Below are 26,008 nucleotides of genomic sequence, written 5' to 3'. Positions count from 1 at the left end.
ATAAAATACGCCTAAATCATAGCCCTTACCCTTGCCATAATCCCGCGTCCAATCACCAGTTTCACATAAATAATGGCAATAGCAAACAGCAATACGATTAACGCCGCACCGCCAATAGCCAAGCTCGTCCACGGCACACTAAACTGTAGATTAAACCACTGAGTGATAGCCGCCCATGCGCCAACGCTGGCGATGACCACCGCAAAGGTCGCCGCGCTAATACCAAGCACACCCAACTCTAAAATATTAAGCATATACAAGTCGCGCTTTTGCATACCGAGCAGTCTAAATGATGCGCTGTCTTTCATACGATCTTGCGAGGTAGACAGTAGCGAGCTGATCAGCACCATGACCCCAGTGAGTAGGGCAAGCAAGGTGAACACATAGACCAAGCGGCTCATTTGTACTACCAACTCTTGGATTTGCTTGGCGATAGCCGTGCCATCGATCGTGGTGACAGCAGGGAACTCGCGTACCAGTTTGCCTTGTAGCTCTGGAATAGCACTCTCTGATACATGCGCAGTAGCAAACTGAATCTGCGGCGCAGCGGACAGCACCGACGGCTCAAACAAGAAGTAAAAATACGGGCTTGGGCCACGCTCATAGCGCGTGCGAATACTGGTAATCTGCCCGACGATTTCGATACCTTGAATATTAAAGCGTACCTGATCGCCCATGCCGACATTGAGCATACTAGCGGCAGTGTCCAAGATAGATAAGGGTTTGACTTGCTGATCGGCATCATCGATAGGAGTATACAGCGCATCGTCTGTGAGCGATTCAGTGATGTATTCGGTGTCCATGACCGTATCTGCGTAGCTTAAGTTAAACACCCGCGTAGGGTCATCAAACCCATCCTCAGGTTCAATATCTTTTGCTGGTACACCGTTAGCCGTCTCCACACGTGCACGAATGACCGGATAATAGGTGACAGGTGCCTCAATGATCGCATCAATATCGTCATGTTGATCGCTCTGCACATCGAGCAAAAACAGATTGGGCGCGTCTTCAGGATAGGCATTAATAAACTGCGCATTGATACTGTGATTAAGGGTAGTGATGAGCGTCAGCACCGCAACCGATAGCGATAAGGTGACAAAGAACAGCGCAGATTGATTGCCTTTACGCGCAAGGTTATGAATGGCGATACGCTGCATCCAGCTGACTTTGGTATTGCTCGCTAACTTATTAAGTAGCCATAGCCACCCACGCGCCAGTAGCCAAAATATCGTCACAAAGCCAATCAAGCCGCCCAGTAACTGCGCGCCTAATGACAGTGAGCCAACTTCATAAGCAAAGAAGACATACAGCCCTGCCAGCACGATGCCATACCACAGTAATGGCGTGCGTCGATACCACGGCAGGTTTTGCGCCTGCGTGCTCGCCCCTTGATTGAGTAGGGTAGCGGGTTTGGTCGTGTTAAGTGCGCTTAGACCACGCTGCGCAATCAGTAGCGTCAGGGCTAAAGCAATGAATATGGTCTTAATCGTACTGACTGGGTTGATAGATAGACCCACATCAGCAGGCAAAATAGCAACCAGATACGGCTGACCGATTTTAAGCAAGCCTAGGCTAAGGACAATCGCTGCGGCACAAGCAATGACAGTCGTGACGATAAGCAATTGATAATAGCTACGTTTGAGTGAGCCAAGCGGCTCGCCTAACGCCAAACGAATGGCATTATTGGACTGCTGCTTACTGACAAACGCACTAATGACGCCGTACATGGCGACCGCAGAGAGTAGCAATACGGCAATGACCAGTAGCTTTAAGAACATCAATACATTATCAGAGATACGCGAAACGGAGGTGTCCGCCGAATCAGCATCAGAGAGCTCGATATCAGGATAACTGGTCAGTATGCCTGTGAGCTTTTTGCGCTGCGTGTTTATCAGCTCAGGATCACCTGCTATCTCAATACGGTAATTGATGCGGCTGCGCTGACCGAGTAGATTGGTCGCCTCTAACGCATCTTGTTTCATCAAGACCCGCCCGCCAAAACCAAAGGCGGTCAAAGGTCGATCAGGCTCTTTGGTCAGCACATCACTGATGGTAAACTGCGCATCGCCAATGTCGATACGGTCGCCGATGCTTGCTTTCAAACTACTGAGCACTTCTGGGGCGACGACGATATTGTCAGCGGTTAGTTGCTCCCACAGCGGCTTTCCTGAGGCAAGCTCAGCGGTACCGTACAAAGGGTAAGATGGTGTGACGGCTTTGACGCTGGCAAGCAAAGTTTGCTCATCGGTGACGAGCATGGCGCTAAACTGATAGTCATACACGGTCTGCGTATCGGGGAGGGTTTCTACTTGCGCCAATACCTCGCTTGGCCAATCTTGTTTACTGTTTAAAATCAAATCCCCACCAACAAGTGCGCGCTGATTGTCATTGATATAACTATCGACAGACTGCTGTACCGAGTCGAGGGTCAGGTAGGTTGCAAGTGACAAGGTTAATGTGAGTAGAAACAAGACAGGATACACCCAGCGCTGCCACCAGCTACGGCTGAGTGCTTGCGAGCCTAGTGTTTTGGTGAAGAGTTGATTGAGCATGCTGGTATCAGTCTTTTTTATATCAGTCGATGTGTTGTCTGTCAGCTTTTCATTCATGTCGGTACAATCCGGCCGTCATGCATGGTAATGACGCGATCTGCCATTTCGGCAAGCGCAGGATCATGAGTCACCACCACCAGCGCTGAACCAACCTGCTGGCGTAAGTCCAATAACAACTGCATGACTTGATCGGCATTTTGCTCATCGAGGTTCCCTGTCGGCTCATCGGCAAAGACAATCTTTGGATGAGAAACCAAAGCGCGTGCCACCGCTGTACGCTGCTGCTCACCACCAGATAGTTGATTGGGTAAGCTATGACGTCTATGACCCAAATCAACCGCATCAATCAGCTCGTTGACTCGTGCTGGGTTTGGACGCCTTGCGATATCAAGAGGAAAGGCGATGTTTTCGGCCACTGTCAGTGTTGGGAGTAGATGAAATGACTGAAAGACAAAGCCCATATCCTGTTGACGAATGACCGCCAGCGCATCTTCATCCAGACTACTGAGCGTTTGATTTTCCAGTGACACCGTACCGCTATCAGGATAGTCTAATGCCGCGAGCAATCCTAGTAAGGTGGATTTACCTGAGCCTGATTTACCCATAATGACCACAAACTCGCCCGCGTTGACATAGATATCTACGTCCTTGATGATGGATAATTTTTGCTCACCGACTTGCACGGTTTTATTTAACTGCGAGGCGGTCAGTAGGGCTTGTGTCTTAGTGCCTGCTTTTAGCGTGGATGCGGCAACCGAAGGTGATGATGTCATTACAGTGTCTCGTTAAGTGGTCTCGTTAAGTAGTCTCATTTGGCGTATTTTTTGTCGTTTCGGCTTGAACCGTTTCAGTCGTATTCTCTGTATCGGTTGTCTTTAGCTCTTTTAACTCACTTAATTTAGGCTCTAGAATAGGCAAGATATTGTCATTGACGATGATCGTGTAGCCTTCCTTCGTCGGATGAATCGCATCGGCTTGATTGAGCGCGCGATCACCGCCCACACCTTTTAAGAAGAACGGAATAAGGGTTACGTTCATGTCTTTCGCGACGCGAGGATAAATGTCTGAGAATGCTGCAACGTAGTCACTGCCTAGATTGTCATAGATTGACATACCGCCCAAAATGACGACACTGCCATTATCTTGTAGACGTTTAACAGCAGTACGAATATTGGCTTCAATCGTCGCCACATCGATGCCGCGTATGGCATCGTTAGCACCAATGGTCAAAATCGTCACATCAGGTTTGGTTTGTAGCACCCAATCTAAGCGATTGACCAGCCCAGTACTGGTTTCTCCACTCAATCCTGAATTGATAACCTTGGCATTGTCGTAGCCCTTCTCTTGCAGACGATCTTCTAACTGAGCAGGGTAGTTATCATTTTTATCAACCCCAAGACCTTCCGTCAGTGAGTCACCAAGCGCTAAAATAGTGATTGGTGAAGAATTGACTTGTTGATCGGCGGGTGCTGCGGCCTCAGTGGTTACGGATTCTGTATCGGCTTGATTGTTAGTTGTTTCGGTATTCTGCGTGTCAGTCGGCGCTGTAGGTTCGGCATCTTTTTGACAGCCACTGATCGCCATTACAGCTGCGAGCATGGCGATAGCAGGGAAGCTGTGAGAACGAAAGGGTAAGTTCATCATGGGGGTTATGTCCTATATGCAATCAAACCAGTGTAGCAAAATAAGACGGCGACCAATATTGCCCTAAGGTTAATTTAAAGACAGCTTTATTACGTGTTAGAAATCAAAAGCTTATAGAGGTCAAAAGAGTGAAATCAAATGTATTTACCATCAACCATCACTGGACGACTGACGAGCCAAGCAATTACCACGTTTGCAATCATGAGTACCAGCATAATAAAAAGTGGCAGACCCCAGCTATCAGTCGATTCATGAAGCCAGCCTGTGCCAAGCGGCCCAAAAAATGCAATCAAATAACCGACCGCTTGTGCCATACCAGACAGCTCACTTGATTGATTGGTGGTATAGGTACGCAGGGAAAACAGCATCATACTCAATGTAAAAATCGCTGAGCACCCAATTCCCATCATCGCTGACCATAGCCACGCCAACTCAGTAGATAGATAGCTGATACCTAACACGCCAATGACATTGAGTACAGCGGCAAACACGGCGAGTGCCTGAATAGGACGACCACGATTGATTAGCCACGTCAGACTCAAAATAGAGATGGGTGCCATAAACTGAAACACAGAACCCATTTGGCCAGCGCTCACAGCAGATAGTCCTTTACTAACCAAAATAGAGGGCAAAAAACTGGCAACGGTATAAAATAGTAATGATTGCAGCCCCATAAAGACTGCAATTTGCCAAGCAAACGTCGTTCGCCACATAGAGATATCAGAGGCATCTTTATCTGTAGATATGACGGGTTGGTGGTTGGATGAGCCCAAACGCACACGCAAAAATAACCAAATCAATAACGCAAAAATACCTAAAATCGTCCAACCACCTAGCGCCCATTGCCAGCCTACTTGCTCAGATAAAGGGAGGACGATGCCTGAGACTATCCCTGCGGTCACTGTCATGGTTAAACTAAACAAACCCGTAATCAGCGGAATATGTTGCGGAGTACGTTGCTTGATGACAGGCGCGGCCAATGTATTAGCAAAGCCGATTGCTAAAGTCAGCAATAAGGTACCGATCAAAAACCCAGTCCACGTCGGGATAACGGTACGCAAAATCATGCCAGTGGTTAATAGCGCGATCATGGCAATCAGCGTATTCTCAAGCCCGAAGCGCTTGCCAATCGCTGGCGAGATCAGTGCACCAAGGGCAAAACCCAGCATCGGCACAGCGCCTAGCCAGCCAATCTGTATCTCCGAGATATTGAGTGCTTCTTTTACCACTGGTGCGATTGCGCCCAGCGCAACGATAGGGGCGCGCATATTGGTCGCTAGCAAAATCATGGCACATAGCACTAACCAAAAGGTGAAACGTGATGAAGGCAGATTGGATGAGGTAGACATAGCAGTACAACGATAACAGGGAAAAAGGACACGTTATAAAAAAGCGCCGAAAAATCGTCGCTTGTAAAACAACACCAAAGATCATTTACTCAGACACGTACCTAAACGGTAATCAGAACTAAAAATTTGCAGAGGGCAAAACAGATAAGTTTGCTAGCCAATTTTTTAAATAGAAAATATCTAAGTAGAGAGTGTCTAAATAGGAATAATAAGAGATGACGATATAAAAATAGCGCCAAGTCACTTTGAATGACTTGACGCTATTATACGAACAGATGTTAGGTAAATACTACCCGCGTATGGTAACCAATAAGTTTTTACACAGATTTGCCGAGTTGGGCAGCTCTTAACGCGTTTTCTTGCTGTTCTGCCATCAATGAGTCGCACTTGTTGGGATCATCGCCGCAAAATGAGCACTGCTCATCACCCATCAATTTGGCAACGCCGCCACAAGAGCCTTTGAGCGGCTTTTTTTTGACCACATAACCGATACCCATAAAAATGAAAAATAGGATAAACACCGTAAAGGTAATGGCAAGCATGGGAAGCAATTGGCTAAGCATAGAGGAAACCTCATTGTCAAAAGTGGGGCAGTTGCTGTTAGTGATAACGATGTACTTTTAATGGCAACTAACTAATAGTATAGCAAATTTTGGTGTCGCTCGTTGCGCGTTATCGTATTCTCTTGTTTCAATACCAGAAACTTACTGGGGCTTTTTGTCAGCGCGTAGTGCTTGCATCGCGGGAGTCTGTACGACTTGCCAGTCATCGATATCATCATCAGACACGTCATCCGAAGTATTGCCGTCAGAACCGTCTGTTTTTACATCGTCAGCCAATACTACAAACATAGCAGCCAAGTTTTGAGCTTTAGCGACATCTAGTGCTTTATGATAAGGCATCGCTGTCAGCGCTGTTGCCCATGCATCAGCTAATGCGACTGAGTCAGCTGCTACCGTGACTGAAGGTGCACCGCCCGCGATAGGTTTGCCAGTGGTCGGGTCAATAGTATGGCTATAGCGTTTGCCATCGAATATGACGGAGTTGCGATAGTTTCCAGAGGTTGCCAGATGCATTTGGCTAGCCGTATTTTTTGGTTGACGAATCGCAGATATCGTTTGGCGCTCGCTGACAGTGCTGCCTTCAATAGGGGCGTCAATCGCAATTTGCCATGGCTGCTGTTGGTTGTTAACGCCAGATGTCGAAATTTCACCGCCAATCTCAACCATATAATTGCGAATTTGATAATCCTCTCTGAGTACATCAGCGATGACGTCAACACCATAACCTTTAGCAACGGCAGAAAAATCAAGCTCGACGCCGTCTTTGGTTTTGGATACCGTTTGGTCTTTTCTTATAATACTCTCAAAGTCTACCAGTGCTTTTGCTTGAGCAATCTCGAGCGCTGTAGGCGGACTTTGTAAACGCTCGACTGTCATAGTGCTGCCAAAACCCCAAGTCTCTACTAAAGGCATAACGGTAGGATCAAACGCACCACCAGATTGCTCGTAGACAATCTTTGACACATCCAGCACCCGACTAAAATCAGCGTCGATGGTAATCGGCGTGTTTTTATCCAACCGATTAAATTTAGAGATGGTCGAGTCGCTCTGATAGGTCGACATGCTGTCGTTAATCTGTTTCAGGCGTTCATCGATTGACGCTTGTATGGCTGCTTCGTCTGCATTATCAGGGAGCTGATAGCTGATATGGTAGCTTGTTCCCATCGTTTCACCAGTTAGATAGTTATAATCTGGTGTTTGCTGGCAAGCACTGAGACTCAAGATGCTGGTAAGGCTCATCGTGCCAAACAGCATGTTTTTGATCGTTTTCTTAGAAAGTAAGCAGTACATTGTATTTTTCATAATATCTTCGGTATGACGCAGAAATGAATAGGGTGTAAAACAAGACACGCTTATTTTACACCCCTTGACCCTATAAATACCAATGATGGCAATGTTCAGTGACAATCTACTGCATACCAAGCTATTTTACTTGCGACTCGCGTATTAGCTTATAGAGTTTCGGTGGTGACACGCGATTGACTCGTGTTGCCAGTTTTTCTTTGCGACCAGCAACAATGATATATTCCTCGCCTTTTGTGAGTGCCTTCACCACTTGCTTTGCAAACTCAGTGGCAGTCAGACCTTTATTGGTTGCCTCATCCATCGTTCCTTGGGCGCTGCCATCACCTGTTAATGCATTGATAGAGATATTGGTTTGGATAAATCCTGGGAATATCGTTGCCACTTCTATGCCTTGGTCATGCAGTTCAGCACGTAAGCTGTTCGCCCACATATGCAGTGCGGCTTTTGCTGCCCCGTAAGCGCCGCGATATTGCGTACCTAATAAGCCTGCCACACTTGATACCATGACGATCTTGCCACCGCCTTGTGCGATCATGTCTGGCAATACCAGTCTCGTCAGACGCGTCTGGGCAAAGTAGTCTATCTCCATGATCTGACGCTCGACGTCTTCATCTGTCTCCATGATGAGTGAGCGTTGACTGATACCAGCATTATTGATGAGCCAATCGATTGTTCCTGCTTGAGCTTTGGCATTGTCATAGGCTGCTCTTGCTTGAGCCGCGTCACTAATATCAAAAGGAATGACAATATGCCTGTTCGCACGCTTGCAGCTTTTTTTGACGGCTTCTAGCTTTTCGTTATCACGGCCACTGAGAATAATTCTAGCACCACGCTTGGCAAAAGCAATCGCTAATGCTTGCCCAATACCACTAGAGGCACCAGTGATCCAAATGGTTAGATCTTTGTATTTCGTTTTCATAAGCGTCCTTTCTTAATATTTAGAGAGTCCATGATATAGGATAGCAAAGTTAATCTACTAGTTAGATTTGTAGTCTAAGGAATCATAATAATTACTAAAAATCGCACAAAAAAAGAGCCTCAATTGAGACTCTTTTTTGTATGCTTTTGAGTTTATCTAGCTAACTTAACCACCGAAGTCATCAAGCATGATGTTTTCGTCTTCTACGCCCATGCTGTGTAGCATGTCGATGACAGCAGCGTTCATCATCGGTGGCCCACACATGTAGTATTCACAGTCTTCGGGGTTTGGATGATCTTTCAGATAGTTTTCGAGCAACACATTATGGATAAATCCTGTTGGACCTTCCCAGTTATCTTCTGGTAATGGGTCAGACAGTGCCACATGCCACTCAAAGTTATCAAACTCTTCTTCCAGTTGGTCATAGTCTTCAACGTAGAACATCTCACGAATTGAGCGAGCACCGTACCAGAAGCTAATCTTACGATCAGTGTTCAAGCGTTTGAGCTGATCAAAGATATGCGAGCGCATTGGGGCCATACCAGCACCACCACCGACAAAGATCATTTCAGCTTCGGTCTTCTTGGCAAAGAACTCACCGTAAGGACCTGAAACTGTCACTTTGTCACCAGGGACTAGGCTAAATACCCAAGAGGACATTTTGCCTGGCGGGATGCCGTCACCACCACGTGGCGGAGGACTTGCGATACGAATGTTGAACTTGATGAGGCCTTTCTCTTCAGGGTAGTTGGCCATCGAGTAAGCACGGATAACAGGCTCATCAACTTTCGAGACATAGTTGAAGATACCGAATTTTTCCCAGTCTTCTCTATACTCTTCGTCAATCGCAAAGTCTTTGTAATGTACTTCATGCGGTGGCGCTTCGAGCTGCACATAACCACCAGCGCGGAAGTTTACTTCTTCGCCTTCTGGAATTTTTAGTACCAGCTCTTTAATGAAAGTCGCAACGTTGTCATTAGAGACAACCTCACATTCCCATTTCTGTACATCAAAGAACTCAGGATCAATCTCAATTTTCATGTCTTGCTTAACAGCTACCTGACAAGCCAAGCGCATGTGATTGCGGATCTCGCCTTGAGTAAAGTAGCCTTCTTCGGTGGGCAAAATAGACCCGCCACCTTCAATAACGCGGCAACGACACTGCGCACAGGTACCACCGCCACCACACGCTGAAGACAAAAAGATGCCTTCGCCCGCTAGCGTTTGCAGTAGTTTACCGCCTGCTGGTGTCACCACGTCATTATCGGGATTATCATTAATATGGATAGTAACATCGCCTGAACTGACCAGTCTTGAGCGCGCCGCCAAAATAATAGCGACAAGGCCCATGATGATCAAGGTAAACATAGCAACGCCACCAATCGCCGTAGCGTAATCCATGGTAGGTATCCTTAATCTATGGGGTAGGGGTGCGAAGACATGTTTTAAGCTGTGTCCGAACCCTTACCGAATAAATGAATTAAATAGATCAAATAGCTAATAGAAGCTTTGAGCTTAGTAGTTTAGATGGACATACCACCGAACGACATAAAGCCGAGCGACATAAGACCAACCGTGAGAAAGGTAATACCAAGACCGCGCAATGGCGCTGGAATGTCTGAGTATTTGAGCTTTTCACGAATACCTGCCAATGCAGTAATAGCAAGTGCCCAACCGAAGCCTGCACCCACACCATAGACGACAGACTCACCAAAGTTATAGTCACGCTCTACCATAAATAGTACACCACCTAAGATGGCACAGTTTACAGTGATCAGTGGTAAGAATACCCCAAGCGCGTTATAAAGACTTGGTACAAACTTGTCTAAGAACATCTCTAAAATCTGTACGGTGGCAGCAATCAAACCAATATAACTGAGCAATCCTAAAAAGCTGAGGTCGATATCAGGAAAGCCTGCCCATGCCAGCGCACCATCTTTTAGGATGAACTGGAATAGCAAGTTGTTTAGCGGAACCGTGATGGCCATCACGACAATTACAGCAACCCCTAAACCAATAGCCGTTGAGACTTTTTTGGATACGGCCAAAAACGTACACATACCTAAGAAGTAGGCAAGTGCCATGTTTTCAATAAAGACTGAGGTTATAAATAAACTAATATAATGTCCCATTAGTGACCGCCTCCATGTGCCATGCCTTTAGACTGCGGCTTCATTACAAACTCAGCTTCTTCCACTTGCTCTGGTTTCCAGATACGGACGATAGCGATAAACAAAGCAATAATGAAAAACGCTGATGGTGGCAACAGCAATAAGCCATTCGGTATATACCAACCGCCATCAGTAACTGGCTGTAGGATCGTGATACCAAACCAAGTACCTGCGCCTAACAGCTCACGAATGGTGGCAACGAATAATAAGACCGCTGAGTAACCAAGACCGTTACCAATACCATCTAAAAAGCTTGGGATTGGCGGGTTGCTCATCGCAAATGCTTCAGCACGGCCCATAACGATACAGTTGGTGATAATCAAACCAACGAAGACCGACAGACCTTTACTCACATCATAAGCGACGGCTTTTAGAACCTGATCTACCAAGATAACTAATGAAGCAATAATCGTCATCTGTACAATGATACGGATGCTCGATGGAATCTTTTTACGAATGACAGAGATAAAGAAGCTTGAGAACGCCGTTACCAATGTCAATGCCACACACATGACCATGGCATTTGCCATACTTGTTGTGACCGCCAGCGCCGAACAGATACCGAGAATCTGTAGACCAATGGGATTATTGTCAAAAATAGGCGTGGTTAAAATACTTTTAGTATCAGCCATGTTATGCCTCCTTGCCGTTTGCTACTGGTAGCTTGGCTGCCAATTCGGTTTCAGGTTGAGCTGCCAGCTTTGATTGATTTGCTTGTGTGTCTGCATTATCAAGTGTCTGGCCGCTCTGTTCACGTAGCATATCTAGATAAGGCTTATAGCCTTGCTCGCCTAACCAAAACTGAATCATATTACTGACGCCGCGGCTAGTCAGAGTTGCACCACTGATGCCATCAACCCAGTTTTCTTTTGAATTGCCGGCTTTGGTTACACCCGTGGCAACTTCGCCACTGTCATCATAAGAGTGGATGCCGTTCCACTTTGCGCGCCATTCTGGCTCTTCGATACGAGCGCCAAGACCTGGGGTTTCTTTATGCTCATAAAAGCTGATACCTTTGATGGTATTCATGTCACTTTCAAGGGTTAAGAAACCATAGATCGTACCCCAGAGTCCGTAGCCTTGAATTGGCAAAACGATTAGCTCAGGCTTACCCGCGTCATCTTCTTTGACATAGACTTTAGCATATTTTGGCTTGCGGCCAATACCAGCAGGATCATTGTCACCCAAGTCTTCACTTAAGGCTTGGTTTTTTGTCGCTTGACTGGCGTCATAAGCATTACGATCAGGAATACCAGCCGTTTTTAACTCATCGTCATCAAGGTAGTTGCCCTTGTTTAGATCAATGATTTTGACATCGAAGTCTTTAAAACGTTCGGCAACATCATCTGCTGTATCAGACTCTGCATCGTACATGTCAGCCGCAACCAAAATGTTTTTGTTACGATCTAAGCGCGCATTTTCGACTTGTGCTGGCTTTAGGCCAACGGCAGCTGCCGAGACCAATACGGAACACACCAAGCACAGCATCAAAGCCACACTAATGGTTTTTGCGTTATTACTTTTGGGCTTGGACATAACGAACCCTCCGAGCGGTTTGGCGTTTGATGTTTGCTTGGGTCACAAAATAATCAAACAGTGGAGCAAATAAGTTGGCAAACAAAATGGCCAGCATGATGCCTTCTGGGAAAGCAGGGTTAATGACACGAATCAATACGGTCATAAAACCAATCAAAATACCGTAAGCCCAGCGGCCTTTATTAGTATGCGCAGCTGAAACTGGATCGGTTGCCATAAACACAGCACCGAAAGCGAAACCACCGATCACTAAGTGCCAGTAGAACGGCAAGCTCATCATCATATTGTCGTCAGAGCCAACCATATTGAACACAAGAGACGTAGCGATCAGACCAACCACACAACCTGCCATGATGCGCCAAGAAGCAATACGCGTCCAAAGCAACACCGCAGCACCCATTAGGATAGCTAACGTTGATACTTCACCGATACTACCTTGCATATTACCTAAGAATGCATCACTCCACGTGATCGCATTACCATAGACATCGACAAAGTCCTGAGGAACCACACCAAGGGCTGCAAGGCCAAGCGGCGTCGCGCCTGAGAATCCATCTACTGCCGTCCATACTGAGTCACCAGACATATACGCTGGATAAGCAAAATACAGGAATGCACGACCCGATAGGGCAGGGTTCAAGAAGTTTTTACCAGTACCACCGAACACTTCTTTTGCGACAACCACACCAAAGATAATACCTAGGGCAACTTGCCATAATGGAATATCAGGTGGTAGACATAATGCAAATAGAACTGACGTCACAAAGAAACCTTCGTTGACTTCGTGCCCGCGAACAACGGCAAAGATAATCTCACAGAGAATACCAACCGCAAACGTCACGATATAAATCGGCAAAAACTGCATGGCTCCGTAGACAAAGCTAGCCCAGATACTGTCTGGGTTATAGCCTGCCATGCTAGTGATAACTGTACGCCAGCCGTCAGGCTGCAAGCCAAGCTGAGCGATAGCAGTTAGTGCTTGATGACCGATATTGTACATACCCCAAAACATTGCTGGGAACGTACATAGCCATACCGTAATCATAATACGTTTTAGATCAATACCATCACGCACATGCGATGACGCATAGGTGGTTGAGTCTGGTTGACGTAAGAACGTATCAAACATCTCAAAAATAGCGTAGTACTTTTCGTGTTTGCCGCCTTTAGTGAAAGATGGCTCCATACGATCGAACATATTGTGTAAAAATTTCATCGTGGTTAGCCCTCCAGCTCAATGCGCGTTAAGTTATCACGCAAAATATCACCGAACTCATATTTGCCAGGAGATACAAAGGTGCATAGTGCCAAGTCTTCTTCGTCCAACTCAAGTACACCCAAATCAGTGGCGCTTAAGATGTCTTCGACAATCAAAGCACGTAACAGTTGGGTCGGTAGATAATCTTGAGGCATGACTTCTTCATAGACACCGATTGGTACCATGGCGCGAGGTGAGCCGTTACTTGTCGTGGTGAAATTGTATTTTTTGCCACCAAAGAACTGCGAAATATAGATAGGCAGTTTTGAGAAGCGGTTTTTACCTGGGCTAAAGAAGTGGAACGCTGGACGCTCATGGCCTTCAGCTAGTACACTGATCTGATTATGAAAACGACCAAGATAAGCGATATTGTCAAACACTTTACGACCAGACAAGACTGAACCTGAGATAATACGATTATCGCCTGCCGCCAATTGACCTTTAGTCAATGCCGTAATATCAGCGCCGCGCTCGGTCGCAACCAGATGTGGCTTGGTAACCGCAGGACCAGCTAAACTCAGCATACGGCGTGTATATAGATGTCCAGTCGTGAACAGTTTACCAATCGCAATCACGTCTTGGTATCCAATCGTCCATACGGACACACCGCGCATGATTGGATGCAAAAAGTGAATGTGCGTACCAGCAAGACCTGCTGGATGTTTACCAGCAAAGGCGTGATACTCAGTGACATTATTAGCCGCAGTTTTTGCAACTGGCGTCAGCTGGGCATCGCCATGATGGCAGACAAAAGTCTTTGGACTAAGCGTAGATAATACAGCAAGTCCATCATTGAACGCTTGTAGCTGCTCATTGATCACCAGCATTGGGTCAAGGGCTAATGGATTGGTATCCATTGCTGTGACAAAGATAGCGTGTGGACGAGCACCAATTTCTGGTGCACGGCTGTAGGGGCGCGTACGAAACGCAGTCCATTCGCCAGAGGCAATCAGTTGGGTTTCAACGACTTCAGAGTCTAGGTCAGCAAGCTGCTGTGAGTCATAGCGCTCAAAGTCTATTTCTTCACCTTTTGGATCGACCGCGATCACAAGACTTTCAAACACTCGGCGCTCACCGCGTTTAATCGCGACGACCTTACCAGCAGCAGGTGCAGTGTAGATGACGCCAACACGTTTTTTGTCTTCAAAAACGGGCTGACCTTTTGCTACGATGTCACCTTCTTTGACATTCATCGTAGGCTTCATGCCCACGTAGTCATAGCCAACAAGTGCTACATGTGTCGGTTGGTGCTCAGATATCTCGTGGGAGGGTTCACCGGTGATGGGCAAATCCAAACCTTTTTTGATGGTAATCATAAGCGAAAACTTAGTCCATAGTCTAAAACGATACCAGACGTCCTGTTTGGTACATCGGTAGTATGAACATTTATATCACTCAATAAAGCCTTCAATCATCTACTTCTATATTGAAATAGCGATGAAAGCTCTGTGAGGGCAATACATAATCATAACTACTATTAAGAGTATTAACGCTGACCTTAGACTCCTTAACAACACGTTAATGTCTTATTCGAATTACCAAAGTGGCGACTGGCTACCAAGGTGTATGCTAAAACTATCGAATCAAAATCAATCGCCAAAAGCACACTGCCAAAAGAGATTACTTTGAAAATAACAGCCTTATCACACGTTTCATTGAAATTAAAAACTTGTAACACCAGTATGATGGGCCACTTTTATCCAATCAGTATCGTTTAAAAATACGCGATTTTTTAGAAGTGTGACCAAATAACGATCTATTGAAGTAGATGACAAACTGGCTAAAAGGCAACCTAGATAAGCAAGCATCACGTCATTATTGTGAGCTGCTATAACTCTAGTCATAACTGTTCTAATATTGTTAGCTCGTGATAGGGATTTAAAAGGCAACCAATAGGGCTTAAGACTGCAGAATCGGTGGTATACAAGCTACCAGATTAGATTTCTATTATAACCCTTTTTGGCAAAATATCAGTCAATATCATACAGATATATTTAGCCATTGCTCGTTGTATCTGAATCGCCTCGATATGCTACTAAGCAATAACGACTCAACAAAAAGCGTAACACCTGGTTACTATCACATAGAAACAAATAAAAATTTACCTAGGATTATACGCTAAATTGACCTAAAATTGCCAGTCAGTAATAGAATTTAACGAATGTTGGTGGTGATTCTACGTACTACAACTTATGGTTATGATTGTTTGGTTTCGATTGTATCCTATCTCTATTTGAGCAGATTTCTGACCCATTTTATTTGGTTTTTTGAATCTGTCTATAATTTATGCCGCGTCTGAGTGGTGTTTTCTATCGTTGTTTGATTCTCTAATATCGTTTCATTCTCAACAATGTAATTTACTAAATTTATTGCCAAAATTGTGCTTTATAAGGAATGCTATATGTGTGCTGTGCCTGTCATTATCCCGGCCATTGATTTAAAAGATGGTAAATGTGTACGTTTAAAACAAGGCCGTATGGAAGATGATACGGTGTTTTCTGATGACCCAGTCGCTATGGCTGCACGTTGGGTAGATGAGGGCGCACGTCGTCTACATTTGGTCGATCTGAATGGTGCTTTTGATGGCGTGCCAGTACATAGACAAGTGGTCAATGATATTACCAAAGCATATCCGAACCTGCCTATTCAATTAGGTGGCGGCGTGCGTAATATGAATACTATTGAGCAATACATTACTGCTGGTCTGACCTACATTATTATTGGTACAAAAGCTGTTGAAGATCCGGATTTTGTTGCAGAAGCTTGCCGTGAATTTGCAGGACATATTATCGTTGGTATCGATGCCAAAGACGGTATGGTAGCCACTCATGGTTGGGCCAATGTTACCGATACCAAGGCAACCGAGCTTGCCAAGCGCTTCGCTGATGTGGGTGTTTCTTCTATTGTGTATACTGATATTGCCCGTGATGGCATGATGCAAGGCGTCAATGTTGAACAAACCGTCAATTTGGCTCGCGAAGGCGGATTACCCGTGATTGCATCAGGCGGCGTGACTGACATGAAAGATATCGAGCTGTTAAAGCCTTATGGTGATTGTATCGAAGGTATCATCACTGGTCGTGCTATTTATGAAGGTACGTTAAACCTGAGCGAAGCACAACGTTACTTAGATAGCTAAATAAAGAAAATCAGATAGCTAATCACCAGTGAAAATTTGAACGATATAAAATCTGTAAACAAGCAAAGGATGCTTATGGCCACTTATTTTGACCGTCCAATGATACGCCGTTTTATAACAGCGTGGGGTCAAATGCTGTTGATGTTAAGCATCGTATTTACGTGGCCCGCCTATGCTGCTGGTGAAGAGCTCTCTGGCATTGCAACCGCGCTCGGCGTGGAGAGTACAGAAGAGGCAACACCTGATAGTGATCCTGCGCCAGACGAGGAAGCATCAGAACCTGCCACCTCATTACCGACACCCGCCCCGCCACCAGTAATCAGTGGCGAGAGCACCAATAACGGTCAAATTGAAACCACACCTACACCGCAAAAAGACAATGAAATCCGTCAGCGTATCAATGGTATTTTTTCTGAAATTGAAGGGTTACAGGCCGTCAATGTCAGTGTTAGCCAAGGTGTTGTCACCCTAACAGGGGAGACCGCCAACGAAAAAAAAGCGCAGCAAGCCATCAATCTGACCAATCGTTTGACAGATGTTGTCACGGTCGATGACAATATTAATCGAACGTTGGACGTTCAAGAGAATGTCTCGACGGTTTATCAAGGTCTAAAAGCGCAATTAGAAAACCTTGTGAAAGCTTTGCCTTTACTGCTAGTCGGCATCGTTATCTTTGCATTGGTGACATGGTTTGGCAGTTGGTTATCTAACCGCAAGAGAATGTGGCAGCGCCTAACGCCCAATCCTTTTGTCGCCGAGTTGTTGTCGCAGACCGTAAAAGTCATTTTTATTATTTTTGGTCTTATCTTAGGGCTGAGTCTCATCGGGGCGGAGACAATTTTAGGTACTCTGCTTGGTGGGGCAGGTGTCATCGGTATTGCCGTTGGTTTTGCAGTCAAAGACACTATCGAAAACTATATTGCCTCCCTGATGCTTAGTATCCGTCAGCCATTTCGTGCACGTGATCAAGTGGTCATCAATGGGCAAGAGGGCATTGTCGTTCGTCTGACCTCACGTGCGACGATACTGATGACATTAGATGGCAATCAGTTACGTATTCCCAATGCTGAAGTCTTTAAAGGTACCATTCTAAACTATACCAAAAATCCCGAGCGCCGCTTTACTTTTGAATTAGGCGTTGATGCTAATGATGATCCATTGGCAGCCATCAAAGTAGGACTGGATGCAATAGATACGTTAGCATTTGTATTGGATGAGCCTAAAGCGATTGCCGTCATTATCAATGTCGGTGACTCTAATATTGTTTTAGAGTTTCAGGTTTGGGTGGATCAATCAGAGACAGATTTTGCCAAAGCGCGTAGTATTGCCATTCGCGAGACCAAACATGCATTAGAAAACGAAGGCTTTAGCTTGCCTGAACCCATTTATCGTTTGCGGTTTAATGACAAATTAGAGAAAGCTTTTGAGTATATGCAGAGCAGTGCTGGTAGCGACAAAGCTGATGTGACGATAACCTCAACCACACCTGAGCCTACTTTGACCCATCAAGATAATGAGAATCCTATTGATGATAAAGATAAAAAGCAAGCGAAGGCGCGAGCCAAAGTTATTTTGCAAGGCCGTAATGCTGATGAGGTCCTCGATGCCCGCCCTGATGACAAGCTGATGGAAAAGGTCGAGCAAGAGATTGCTCAAAGCTCAGATGAAACGGATTTACTCAATAATAATAGTCCACAAGAATAGTAAGAGATAGCAGGCTTAAAAGTCGGCACAAAAAGTGCAATGAAACTCGTATTTGGTAATTAATCAAAGTCGAGATTTTTTATGGAAATGAAGCATCTAATCATATTCGCCGTAATCGGTATCGTGGCATTGCTTGGTTTTAATATCATTAATGGCAATAGTCATGAGAAAAATAGAGAGGTTGCTATTAGCAGTGTAGCCTCTGAACAGCCTACAGCAGCTGTATCTGATGCAGATAGCTCTAAGAATAGCCCTGCAAATATTGCCAGCAAACCACTTGGCGAACAGCCAAAAGCCATTTTAGATGATGCAACTAATAAAATTGACCAGGCACAGCAATCTGAACAAGATCGTTTGGATCAAATGAGTGATGCACAGTAAGAAAATATTTAACCTAAAATTATAAATAACAAAGCATAAAAAAGGGCCAACGTTATCGTTAGCCCTTTTTATTTATGTTACTACGGTTTCAGATTAGCTTTTTTTGCTAGATCCTCTACGGTTATTACTTCTCTTCGCAGGGCTTTTCTTAGGCTGCTCTTTTTTAGCAGGCTGCTTTTTTGTCTGATTCATGGCACTAGACTGCAGTTTTTCTTTTAAATCAAAGTCAATTTGCAGCAAGTCCATGTTGACGCCAGCAACCTGTACCTTGACCAAATCACCTAGTCCAAAGAGCGTGCCTTTGTCTTTACCGATGAGTTGCTGTTGCTGCTCATCATAAACAAAGAAATCATCGCCAACATTCGAGATATGTACCAGACCGTCAATGTATAAGTCAGTCAAGGTGACAAATAGACCAAAGTTAGTGACTGAGGTCACAACACCTTCGAACTCTTCGCCAACATGATCGGTCATGTAGTGGCACTTGAGCCAAGATTCTACATAGCGTGATGCTTTTTCTGCACGGCGCTCTGTATCTGACGTCTGTGTACCAGCACCGTCAAGAGAGAAATCCATGACAGGCTGTTTGCTGTTGGTTACTTGAGCTTTAATACCACGATGCAACATCAAATCTGGGTAACGGCGAATCGGCGAGGTAAAGTGGCTGTATTCATCATAAGCCAAGCCAAAGTGACCAATATTGTCAGGCGCATAGTTCGCTTGCATCATTGAACGCAGTAGCATGCTATGGATGCTGATCGCATCTGGTCTATCTTTGGTCGCTTCGATAATGCGCTGATAATCCGCTTGTGTTGGATTCTCTTCTGGGAAAGGTAAACCGAAGTTTTTTGCATATTCGTGAATACGCATCGACTTCTCATTATCAGGCTTATCATGGTTACGATATAAGACTGGTAGCTCGTGCTTGAGCGCAAAGTTTGCCGCGCAGGTATTAGCAAGGAGCATACACTCTTCAATCAGCTTCTGAGAGTCACCACGAGTACGCGGTAAAATAGCGTCAATGCCACCTTTTTCGTTGAACTTGATGTACGTTTCAACCGTTTCAAATTCCATTGCATGACGTTCTTCACGCTTCTTAAGCAGTAGCTCATAAAGCTGGTACAACGTATCGATGGATTTTTTGACGTCTTTGTTACCCGTTAATGATTTAGGAAGTCTCTTATCATTTGGATTGGCAAGATAGTCGTTCACTTGGTTGTAAGTTAAGCGTGCTTGCGAGTGCATCACTGACGGATAAAACTCATATCCTGTGACCTTGCCTGCGCGCGATATCTTGATATCAGCAACCATACATAAGCGATCTAGGTTAGGATTCAATGAGCATAGACCGTTAGAGAGTACTTCAGGCAACATCGGAATCACGCGATGCGGGAAGTATACGGACGTACCGCGCTCATAGGCATCTTGGTCCAGTGGTGAGTTTGGTGTCACATAATAGCTGACATCCGCAATCGCAACCACGACACGGTAGTTACCACCTGAGCGCTTCTCAGCAAATACGGCATCATCAAAATCACGTGCATCTTCACCATCGATAGTGACAAGTGGCAGATGACGCAAATCTGTGCGACCTTTTATGTCATTTTCAGTCGGCTCTTGATAATCAGCTGCTTGCTTGAGTGCCGCTTCACTGAAATCTGACGGAATATCATAGTTAAGAAGGGTCGTCTCAATAATCAATTCACGGTCGTTATCATCAGACAACACTTCAGTGATTTTACCTGTACCAAATTCATGCTGGTTTGGCCAGTCAATGATATCTACTTTAACGGGCGCGCCTTGTTTAGCACTCAATGCCTGTACGTTGTCATCAGTGACGGTAATCGGTTGATGATTGTTTGGACTGCCAAGCTCAACACAATAGCCGTCTTCATCACGTGTAAGCGTACCGATGAAATTGTTTTGGCGGCGCTCGACTACATCCACAATACGGCCTTCGGTACGACCGCGATTGTCTGTCGAGGTGCCGACAGCTGCTACTGTATCGCCATTGAATACCCAGCGCATTTGCTTTTCATGCAAAAACAAATCTGGCATATCACTTAGCACCACAAAACCAAAACCTTTTGGATGTGCAGATACCGTCCCTGTAACGATATCCTGCTTAGTGACCGTGCGATAGCGATAAGGACGGCCTTCGCGGTTCACTTGTCCATCACGTGCCATTGCCTTCAAGCGATTGCCTAAAGCGTCAAATTGGTCAGGATCATCAATATTAAAGGCTTTTGCCAATTGTTGATGCGTGACTTCCCCATGCTCATTAATCGTGCTAAGTATCAGCTCACGACTAGGAATCGGGTTGTCATATTTTTTTGCCTCACTTGAGGCGTTTGGATCATTCCAACTCATAAATTACCGTATCTATTTTTAAAATTATTAATAGTGACTATCTTAACACGAACGACGGCGCAATATCTTGCGTCAATTGTCTTATGTGTCCTCGGTAGCAGGAAGCAGTCAGTTTTAATGACTGCTATGTGGACAAATCAAATGTCGATATCAATACTGTTTGATTGATTGGTGATCTTTTTGCTATCAAGCTCTTTCGACACTTCTAGCACTGTGGTTTGATTTGATTTATCCAAGTATTTTTGTGCTTTATCTACTTCAGTGGTCAGAGTATTGACCGTTTGTTTCATATTCTCTAGCGCTTCAATTTTATAATTACTGATCATATCCATGGTGTCATAGACATTATTGAAGGCATTTTGCAGTTTATCAAGCTCAATGCTACTACTGGTCGCCTGCTCATGAATCTCACCTGACTGACGTTTGAGCATCGCTGAAGTTGATTCAATCAAACTACTGGTCGTTTTATTCAATGCCGTAATCTGATCAAGTACCAATTTTTGATTGGTCATGGCTTGAGCAACTACCACCGCTGTACGTAGTGCTGAAACAGTCGTCGTCGTTGCTCGATCAACCCCTTTTATCAGCTCTAAGTTATTACGGCGAATAGTATCGAGCGCTAGATAACCTTGTACGTTGACGGCTAACTGAGTCAAGAAATCGGTATTTTTCTGTCGGACGTAAAACAACATCTCTTCTTTAATAATGCGTGCTTTCTCAGGATCTGTTGCCTCTATCGCATAAACTTTTTGCTCTAGCTGCTCATCAATCTTCTTACCAACATAGATATATTGGCGAATAGACTGCATCAACTCCCACATATTGACTTTCTCTTGCTCGATCATCGCATTGTCTTTGAGCAATTCATCTTTACCATTGTAGAGACTGGTGACAACGGCATTAATATGCGATTGTGCTGACTCGTATTGACGGAAATAATCTTGTACCTTATTACCAAATGGGATCAGACCGAACAGCTTACGTGAGCTAGTTAGCTCTTTTTTACTAGGATCTAGATCTTCGACAATACCACGCAGCTCAGTTAAAGACTTAGCGATAGGGGAGTTATCAAACAAACTGTCATTGAGGCTTTTGGCCGGTAGCTCCAACATCCGATTAGAGACTTGCGCTGACTCACGAATTTCTTTCGTACCTAAATTATGAATAGATTGAACGTTTTGCTGAAACTCTGGGCTGTGCACCGAGTTAGTAATCACATGATCGACAAACGCATCAACTTTGGCATCAAGTTCTGGAATTTGGCTTTCATCCAACTTGACCATTTGATCGGCTTCACTTTTTTGTATTTCTTTGACAGGTTCAGGCGCTGTGAGAGAGATACTAGGAGTTGTGGCGTTTTCTGGTGGCGTCAATTCTTGCATGAAATTTCCTTTGATGTCGGATAAAAGCAGTGTTTTTATAAACGACTCTATTGGTCGTGATATAGATTATTGTTATACACACTGACTAGAATTTTTTAAAAGCGCGAAGAAGCAAATACAAAACAGACCTTTAGACTACCGCGTAATCAAATAGTTGAGAAGGTAGATTTTGTAAAATAGCGTCAGCCAATTATATCTGGCTAAATACATTTAAGAGAGACAGTAGGCAGTCCAAATAATAAAAAACCATCAATATCCCGTAGCATATTGATGGTTAGAGTTATAAATAGCTATATGGACTAACAGCCACTACTCAAAGTAACCCAATGAACAGATTACTTTTTCTTTGTAGGTCCGAGCAACATACCCATTTGACGACCTTCCATCTTAGGATATTGTTCGACGTTTGAGATATCAGCAGTATCTTCAATGATACGATCAAGTTGTTTGCGACCAATGTCTTGGTGCGCCATTTCACGCCCGCGGAAACGGATGCTAATTTTAACTTTGTCTTGATCTTCTAAGAAGCTCACGATTTTTCTCAGTTTAACCTGATAATCGGCTTCTTCGGTACTAGGACGTAGCTTCATCTCTTTGAGCTGAGTCTGCTTTTGGTTTTTCTTAGCTTCTTTAGCCTTTTGCTTTTGATCATAGAGGAAATGTTTATAATCCATGATCTTACATACTGGCGGCTTAGCTTCAGGAACTAATTCAACCAAATCTAGGTTTTCATCACGTGCCGCTTTCATCGCGGTTGCGATATCAACCACACCCATTTGCTCGCCATCTTCTTTGACGAGACGGACTTCTTTGACGTTGATATCTTCGTTGATGTTCAAACGGTTGGACTGTTTAATAGGTATTACTCCTCATCTGTTTTTGGGGTCTGTCGGCCTTTTTTACTGACAGCGGTCTGTACTAATGTAATAAATTCAGAAACACTCATCACGCCAAGGTTCTCACCTTCGCGAGTTCGGACGTTGACACTGCCCGATTCCACTTCTTTATCCCCTAATACTAGCATATAGGGAATACGTTCTAATGTTTTCTCTCGTATCTTAAATCCAATCTTTTCGTTACGCAAGTCGCTAATAGCGCGTAAACCTGCATTTTTGAGCTCGCTAACCACGTTTTCGCAGGCATCAGCTTGTTTATCAGTGATATTCATGACCACAACTTGCTGCGGTGCTAGCCATACTGGCATCCAACCAGCATAGTTTTCGATCAAAATACCAATGAAGCGCTCAAATGAACCTAAGATTGCACGGTGCAACATAATAGGCACTTCGCGATCGTTTTGCTCATTGACGAACTCAGCGTCGAGGCGCTCAGGCATGTTTGGATCAACCTGAATGGTACCGCACTGCCAAATACGACCTAACGAGTCTTTTAGGCTGAACTCAATCTTTGGACCGTAGAATGCGCCTTCGCCAGGTAAGTAATCCCAGTTTAGCCCTGAACTATCAAGCGCATCTGCCAACGCTTTTTCTGCAAAATCCCAAGACTCATCACTACCAACGCGTTTTTCAGGGCGAGTAGAGAGCTTCATAATAATGTTATCAAAACCAAAATCTTCATAGACAGCAAGTGTTAGCTTAATAAAGTCAGCAACTTCTTGTTGAATCTGCGACTGCGTACAGAAAATATGCGCATCATCTTGCGTAAAACCACGTACACGCATCAGACCATGTAATGATCCTGATGGCTCGTTACGATGGCAAGAACCAAATTCAGCCATACGTAGTGGCAAGTCACGGTAAGACTTTAAGCCTTGGTTGAACACTTGCACGTGGCAAGGGCAGTTCATTGGTTTTACTGCATAATCACGGTTCTCACTAGAGGTGGTGAACATATTGGTTGCGTAGTTGCCCCAATGTCCTGAGCGCTCCCACAAACTGCGATCAACGATTTGAGGTGTCTTAATCTCTTCGTAGCCGTTATCGTATTGTACTTTACGCATATACTGCTCAAGTACTTGATAAATCGTCCAACCATTAGCATGCCAGAACACCATACCTGGGGCTTGCTCTTGCATATGAAATAGGTTCAGCGCTTTACCAATTTTACGATGGTCACGTTTTTCTGCTTCTTCGATACGTTGGATATAAGCTTTTAACTGTTTCTTATCAGCCCACGCAGTACCATAGATACGCTGTAATTGTTCATTTTTCGCATCGCCGCGCCAATAAGCACCTGACATTTTAGTCAGTTTGAACACTTTCAAAAAGCGAGTGTTTGGTACGTGAGGGCCACGGCACATGTCGACGTATTCTTGATGATGATACAGACCAAAGGCTTCTTCACCTGGCATATCATTAATTAGTTTTAACTTATAGTCTTCATTACGTGATTCAAAGATCTCGATCGCTTCGGCACGTGGCGTCATTTTTTTAATAACGTCATAATCTTGCTTGATTAGCTCCATCATGCGTTTTTCAATCGCGTCCATATGCTCAGGCGTAAATGGCGTTTCACTAAAGATATCGTAGTAAAAACCATCATCAATAACAGGACCGATGACCATCTTCACATCAGGATATAGCTGTTTAACCGCATGACCTAATAAGTGAGCGCATGAGTGACGAATGATATCAACACCATCGTCATCTTTTGGCGTTACGATTTCAACGTTGGCATCAGCGACGATAGGATCGTGCGCATCTACTAGATGACCATTGACACGTCCAGCAACTGTCGCTTTAGCGAGCCCTGTCCCAATACTTTGCGCCACTTCCATGACTGTTGTATGACCTTCGAAGTTTTTCACGCTACCATCGGGTAAAGTAATCGCTACCATAATCTATTCGCCTGTTATTGGGTCCGTTGGCAGTGATGATTGCAACAATCAATCATATAACCGTGAGACCGCATCAATTATATCTAATCGTTGTGATATATAGTGAGAGTGACACATTACTTGCTACTGCTTTGTACTGCTATATATTGTGGGTTTTATTGGTTATTCAAGAGTATCAAACCAATACCGATATCATAGACAGAACCTTGTCATCTATCTAATTTAGATAATCAGCAAAAATAAGTAATGTAATAAAAGAATGATTATAGCAAAAACCGTCTACCAACACTAGATATCAAGGGATAGAGCCTTAAGCTCAATAAGAGATAAACTGCGAAAGTTATTTTTGGACATTTCAAAATAGAATGTTGGCAAAACTATATGAAGTTTGTCGATTAACCTTTTATATAGTGATGTTTGTAGTAATCTCAATATTGGAGGTATGAGTAGGAGTGCCTTAAAAGAGGTAGAAGATAATAAACGGCACTACATATCTGATAAAACTATCAACCAGAGCACACTTTTATTGCCTTTTTAAAGAAGCTAACTCCAACCTATTGAAAATATTCAACTTTCTAAATTACGGGAAAATAAGTCCAAAAACATGAACAAAACAGGTTGACACAAAAATTAAACCCTCTATAATACGCCCTCATCAGACGGACTAGCAGTGAGAGATGTGTAGATTACACATTAATAACGCGGTTAACCTGGTGAAACGAAATTATAAAAAGTCTTGACAATTCAAATCATTATGATAAGATAGTCGGCTCGCTAGATAGCTTAACCGGCAACGGAAAAGGCGAAAAGCGAAAGATTTACCCTATATATCGATGACTGGACGACAGTGATTGAGACTATTTAAAAGCATAACTAAAGAACAACTTGTGTGGATTTTTGCTGATTCAGAATGCTAAAAAATAAAGTTGACTATCTTT

General features: G+C 44.3%; 20 protein-coding genes. 3 read left to right on the top strand and 17 right to left on the bottom strand.

All coding sequences use genetic code 11. The features are described 5' to 3' along the window. Positions 1–11: 11 nt before the first annotated feature. The 13 genes from JMX83_RS12400 to JMX83_RS12340 all read right to left on the bottom strand — a co-directional run bounded on the left by JMX83_RS12400 (position 12) and on the right by JMX83_RS12340 (position 14,613). Complete coding sequence (locus JMX83_RS12400) at positions 12–2,609, bottom strand: ABC transporter permease (protein ID WP_201602249.1); 2,598 nt, start codon at positions 2,607–2,609, stop codon at positions 12–14. Continuing rightward, positions 2,606–3,325, bottom strand: a complete 720-nt coding sequence (locus JMX83_RS12395; RefSeq protein WP_201602246.1) for an ABC transporter ATP-binding protein — start codon at positions 3,323–3,325, stop codon at positions 2,606–2,608. Before JMX83_RS12395 ends, JMX83_RS12400 begins: the two co-directional genes overlap by 4 nt. Before the next feature lie 25 nt (positions 3,326–3,350). Continuing rightward, positions 3,351–4,196, bottom strand: coding sequence for an arylesterase (locus JMX83_RS12390; protein WP_201602244.1), 846 nt, complete (start codon positions 4,194–4,196; stop codon positions 3,351–3,353). Positions 4,197–4,330: 134 nt separating this feature from the next. Then, positions 4,331–5,545 carry an MFS transporter gene (locus JMX83_RS12385; protein ID WP_201602242.1) on the bottom strand — a complete coding sequence of 405 codons (1,215 nt, stop codon included), beginning with the start codon at positions 5,543–5,545 and terminating at the stop codon, positions 4,331–4,333. A 317-nt stretch (positions 5,546–5,862) separates the two neighbouring features. After that, positions 5,863–6,108 (bottom strand): (Na+)-NQR maturation NqrM, encoded by a 246-nt coding sequence (gene nqrM, locus JMX83_RS12380; RefSeq protein ID WP_201602239.1) that lies wholly within the window; start codon positions 6,106–6,108, stop codon positions 5,863–5,865. A 141-nt stretch (positions 6,109–6,249) separates the two neighbouring features. Next, the gene (locus JMX83_RS12375) at positions 6,250–7,362 is read right to left on the bottom strand and encodes an FAD:protein FMN transferase (protein WP_406947638.1); all 1,113 of its coding nucleotides are present in this window, start codon (positions 7,360–7,362) and stop codon (positions 6,250–6,252) included. Positions 7,363–7,531: 169 nt separating this feature from the next. Continuing rightward, positions 7,532–8,332 (bottom strand): SDR family oxidoreductase, encoded by an 801-nt coding sequence (locus tag JMX83_RS12370; protein WP_201602236.1) that lies wholly within the window; start codon positions 8,330–8,332, stop codon positions 7,532–7,534. Positions 8,333–8,497: 165 nt separating this feature from the next. Then, a complete protein-coding gene (gene nqrF / locus JMX83_RS12365) occupies positions 8,498–9,733 on the bottom strand; it encodes an NADH:ubiquinone reductase (Na(+)-transporting) subunit F (RefSeq protein ID WP_201602233.1) in 1,236 nt (411 codons plus the stop codon). Between the two features lie 122 nt (positions 9,734–9,855). Further along, positions 9,856–10,464 carry an NADH:ubiquinone reductase (Na(+)-transporting) subunit E gene (gene nqrE / locus JMX83_RS12360; RefSeq protein ID WP_075107228.1) on the bottom strand — a complete coding sequence of 203 codons (609 nt, stop codon included), beginning with the start codon at positions 10,462–10,464 and terminating at the stop codon, positions 9,856–9,858. After that, complete coding sequence (locus tag JMX83_RS12355) at positions 10,464–11,135, bottom strand: NADH:ubiquinone reductase (Na(+)-transporting) subunit D (RefSeq protein WP_201602231.1); 672 nt, start codon at positions 11,133–11,135, stop codon at positions 10,464–10,466. The genes nqrE and JMX83_RS12355 overlap by 1 nt, the downstream gene beginning before the upstream one ends. A gap of 1 nt (position 11,136) precedes the next feature. Next, positions 11,137–12,039, bottom strand: a complete 903-nt coding sequence (locus JMX83_RS12350; protein ID WP_201602229.1) for a Na(+)-translocating NADH-quinone reductase subunit C — start codon at positions 12,037–12,039, stop codon at positions 11,137–11,139. Next, a complete protein-coding gene (locus JMX83_RS12345) occupies positions 12,020–13,255 on the bottom strand; it encodes an NADH:ubiquinone reductase (Na(+)-transporting) subunit B (protein WP_201602227.1) in 1,236 nt (411 codons plus the stop codon). The genes JMX83_RS12350 and JMX83_RS12345 overlap by 20 nt, the downstream gene beginning before the upstream one ends. 5 nt (positions 13,256–13,260) lie before the next feature. Next, positions 13,261–14,613: a Na(+)-translocating NADH-quinone reductase subunit A gene (locus tag JMX83_RS12340; RefSeq protein ID WP_201602225.1), complete on the bottom strand. Its 1,353-nt coding sequence runs from the start codon at positions 14,611–14,613 to the stop codon at positions 13,261–13,263. Positions 14,614–15,698: 1,085 nt separating this feature from the next. Here JMX83_RS12340 and hisA point away from each other — a divergent pair. From hisA to JMX83_RS12325, 3 genes are all read left to right on the top strand, one after another. After that, positions 15,699–16,436 (top strand): 1-(5-phosphoribosyl)-5-[(5-phosphoribosylamino)methylideneamino]imidazole-4-carboxamide isomerase, encoded by a 738-nt coding sequence (gene hisA, locus JMX83_RS12335; RefSeq protein WP_201547583.1) that lies wholly within the window; start codon positions 15,699–15,701, stop codon positions 16,434–16,436. A 75-nt stretch (positions 16,437–16,511) separates the two neighbouring features. After that, positions 16,512–18,140, top strand: a complete 1,629-nt coding sequence (locus JMX83_RS12330; RefSeq protein ID WP_227675854.1) for a mechanosensitive ion channel family protein — start codon at positions 16,512–16,514, stop codon at positions 18,138–18,140. Between the two features lie 81 nt (positions 18,141–18,221). Next, positions 18,222–18,521 (top strand): hypothetical protein, encoded by a 300-nt coding sequence (locus JMX83_RS12325; protein ID WP_201602223.1) that lies wholly within the window; start codon positions 18,222–18,224, stop codon positions 18,519–18,521. A gap of 93 nt (positions 18,522–18,614) precedes the next feature. Here JMX83_RS12325 and rnr read toward each other — a convergent pair whose 3' ends face one another. The 4 genes from rnr to thrS all read right to left on the bottom strand — a co-directional run bounded on the left by rnr (position 18,615) and on the right by thrS (position 25,070). Further along, positions 18,615–20,891, bottom strand: coding sequence for a ribonuclease R (gene rnr / locus JMX83_RS12320; RefSeq protein ID WP_201602222.1), 2,277 nt, complete (start codon positions 20,889–20,891; stop codon positions 18,615–18,617). A 137-nt stretch (positions 20,892–21,028) separates the two neighbouring features. Beyond that, the gene (locus tag JMX83_RS12315; RefSeq protein WP_201602221.1) at positions 21,029–22,273 is read right to left on the bottom strand and encodes a toxic anion resistance protein; all 1,245 of its coding nucleotides are present in this window, start codon (positions 22,271–22,273) and stop codon (positions 21,029–21,031) included. A 335-nt stretch (positions 22,274–22,608) separates the two neighbouring features. Continuing rightward, complete coding sequence (infC, locus tag JMX83_RS12310) at positions 22,609–23,112, bottom strand: translation initiation factor IF-3 (protein ID WP_057762155.1); 504 nt, start codon at positions 23,110–23,112, stop codon at positions 22,609–22,611. Positions 23,113–23,135: 23 nt separating this feature from the next. Next, positions 23,136–25,070, bottom strand: a complete 1,935-nt coding sequence (thrS, locus tag JMX83_RS12305) for a threonine--tRNA ligase (RefSeq protein WP_201602218.1) — start codon at positions 25,068–25,070, stop codon at positions 23,136–23,138. Positions 25,071–26,008 lie beyond the last annotated feature (938 nt).

This window comes from Psychrobacter piscatorii, from assembly GCF_904846415.1.
In the GTDB taxonomy this organism is placed as follows: Bacteria; Pseudomonadota; Gammaproteobacteria; order Pseudomonadales; family Moraxellaceae; genus Psychrobacter; species Psychrobacter piscatorii.
The sequence above is the reverse complement of the archived record's forward strand: the minus strand, read 5'-3'. Positions and strand labels throughout refer to the sequence as shown.